The 2,326-nt window shown below is 46.4% G+C and carries 4 protein-coding genes; 2 read left to right on the top strand and 2 right to left on the bottom strand.

Annotation, left to right across the window (positions count from 1 at the left end; translation table 11 throughout):
* The first annotated feature begins 456 nt into the window (after nucleotides 1–456).
* The gene (locus tag EL29_RS21355) at nucleotides 457–783 is read left to right on the top strand and encodes a helix-turn-helix domain-containing protein (protein WP_028714864.1); all 327 of its coding nucleotides are present in this window, start codon (nucleotides 457–459) and stop codon (nucleotides 781–783) included.
* 77 nt (nucleotides 784–860) lie between these two features.
* The gene (gene symE / locus EL29_RS21350) at nucleotides 861–1,247 is read left to right on the top strand and encodes an endoribonuclease SymE (RefSeq protein WP_028714863.1); all 387 of its coding nucleotides are present in this window, start codon (nucleotides 861–863) and stop codon (nucleotides 1,245–1,247) included.
* 50 nt (nucleotides 1,248–1,297) lie between these two features.
* On the opposite strand, the gene EL29_RS21345 is transcribed toward symE, so the two are convergent.
* Nucleotides 1,298–1,630 carry a hypothetical protein gene (locus EL29_RS21345; protein WP_028714862.1) on the bottom strand — a complete coding sequence of 111 codons (333 nt, stop codon included), beginning with the start codon at nucleotides 1,628–1,630 and terminating at the stop codon, nucleotides 1,298–1,300.
* Nucleotides 1,627–2,326, bottom strand: a 700-nt coding sequence (locus tag EL29_RS21340) for a DNA/RNA non-specific endonuclease (protein WP_242640093.1), incomplete at its 5' end; no start/stop codon positions are given. The genes EL29_RS21345 and EL29_RS21340, both read right to left, overlap by 4 nt.

The following is a 2,326-nucleotide window of genomic DNA, read 5'->3' as shown; positions in this document are numbered from 1 at the left end:
TATGCCGGAAGATCTCTAAAGGTGAATGGCCCGGTTTGTCGGGGTACTTACACCCCGACATTCATCTTCGGGTAAACTGCTCGCGGCTATTCAACATAACGCCCACCTTATGCGCAGTTCTGAACTACGAACCACGCATAATCTCCCGCATTATGGTTAATGGCCCGGAAGCGGCTGCACCTGATAAGCATGTTATGCCGCGTCCCTTCACCACTGGACGGCCATTTCCCCCGCGCGGCTCCGGCATTGATGAAGGCAGATCGCGGCATGGACGCCGCGCTCTGCCGGGCACGGAACCACTTAACTTACAGAGGGCTTACAGCCTGTCCGGCGGCTCCGCTGCTGCATCCGGCTCCGTGCTATCCCGTTGCTCAGCCGGAAGGGATACTAAGTTAAGCCCATTCAAAACAGGAGGTGATAATGAACGACACTATCGATTATCAGAGGATGTTCTGGATGAGCTTTTCGACTCGTTTTCTATCCCTGCGTAAGGAGCACGGACTGACCCAACCACAGATGGCCGACAAAGTGGGGATACATCTGACCCAGGTTCGCCGCTATGAGTCCAGGGAAGCACAGCCCTATTTAGATATTCTCAAGCATATTGCAGTAACCTTTAACGTTTCTGCTGACTGGCTGATATTTGAGGGTGGCGAGCGGGAGCCACAGGACGAGCTCAAGTTCGAAGCGATTAAGCAGATGGACGAAGAAGAACTCAAGTCGGTGACATCGATTCTGGATGCGCTGATTTTAAAACATCAGGCCCGCCGCGTGCTGGGATAAACCTGATCTGACGCGATCTTACCGTGGTTGCAACACGATAAGACCGCTGACCACAACCAACTAACAAGGAGTTGATTATGGCTGAGCACGATACTAAGCCAGAAGTTGTCACAGCTGAAGCGCCGGAACTAAAAAACCGACGTTATACCGTAGGTTACATCCGCAACTGGAAGACGCATAATAAGGCCACTACCATCACGCTTAAGGGCGACTGGCTGGCTGATGCAGGATTTGAGACAGGGAGACCGCTGAAGGTGCGGATGATGCCGGGTTGCCTGGTGCTGACCGCTCAGGAACCACAGCCATCCGAGCCAGAGATTATGCAGATGCTAAAGAAGGTCTGTAAGCTTTCGGCCCGTAAGCAAAAGCAGATTGTGGAGTTTATTACGGTGATTGCCACACCGCAGAAGCGGCCACTGCCGCCGGGTATCGTGGTGTGGGAAGATATGTCGCGAAGAAGATAACGTGCTGGTTATAAAGTAAAACTCCCCGCTTTTTAGGGCGAGGATTTTCTTTAATCCTGATATTGAAGATTTATGTTTATTTTTTCTTCTGGTATATCAACAGTTATTTCACATTTTGACCAGATAGATTTTCCATTTGTTAAGTTATTTTCTAAAAAATATTTCTTATAGGCAATCAAAGCATCGGTTAAATCCGCAATGGCCCTACCATCAGGATCAAACCAGTCCAGTTCACCATTCTCATCAAGGTAGTCAAACTCATATTTACCACCATCATCCTCAGAGAAAATCTCAGCTCTTACAATTATTTTCTGAGCATTGCCAGGGCCGCACTCATACAATATTTTACCTATTGTTTGTTCAATATCAGTATGCTGCATCATTTTCCTCCAGGAGAGTTTTTGAAGTCAATATTCACAGGTCTGCCGCCATCAATTGAATATTTAACGATTACCCTATCAGGTCTTGTGTTATTACCTGAATATATTGGCTGAATATTAACATCAACTTTATTCCCATCTTTCAAAGCATTAGCCCATGTATTTTCCATCTGTTTCCAGGCACCTTTATTCAGATTACCATCCATCGGAACAAGATTCAGTTTCTCACCTGGGCCATTAAAAATACTGGCTATTAAATGACCACCTTCATCACCCGGATTACCACATTTACCGGCTTTGCATTGTTGATAACCATTTCTATCATTTTTAGATAAACTCAGAGACGCACTAACGTTAGTTGTTCTGGTTAATTCATCTGTTTGATAAGTTTTGTTCCCATCAACATTATAAACTGTATTCGGCTCAGGATTATTCATCGCTTTATTCCAGGCACCTTTTTTGCCTGAGTCAACCACTACAGTAGTTACCCCCTCATTGGAACCTTTGATTGGAACAGCTCCCGGACCAATAATTGCACCTCCCGGAATCGTTCGACCATCAGCATCCTGAAGAGGGCCCGACCTTGGGGATAATTTGAATAATTTTTGAGGTGGATTGCCATGTTCCCTTTCATGCTCCTCTTCATCATATCCTGAATTAAGAGCATTGTTCTCTAACGCATTTTTCCCCGCCTGAGCG

Origin of the sequence: Pantoea ananatis LMG 2665 (genome assembly GCF_000710035.2) — a bacterium.
GTDB classification, from domain to species: Bacteria; Pseudomonadota; Gammaproteobacteria; order Enterobacterales; family Enterobacteriaceae; genus Pantoea; species Pantoea ananatis.
The sequence above is the reverse complement of the archived record's forward strand: the minus strand, read 5'-3'. Positions and strand labels throughout refer to the sequence as shown.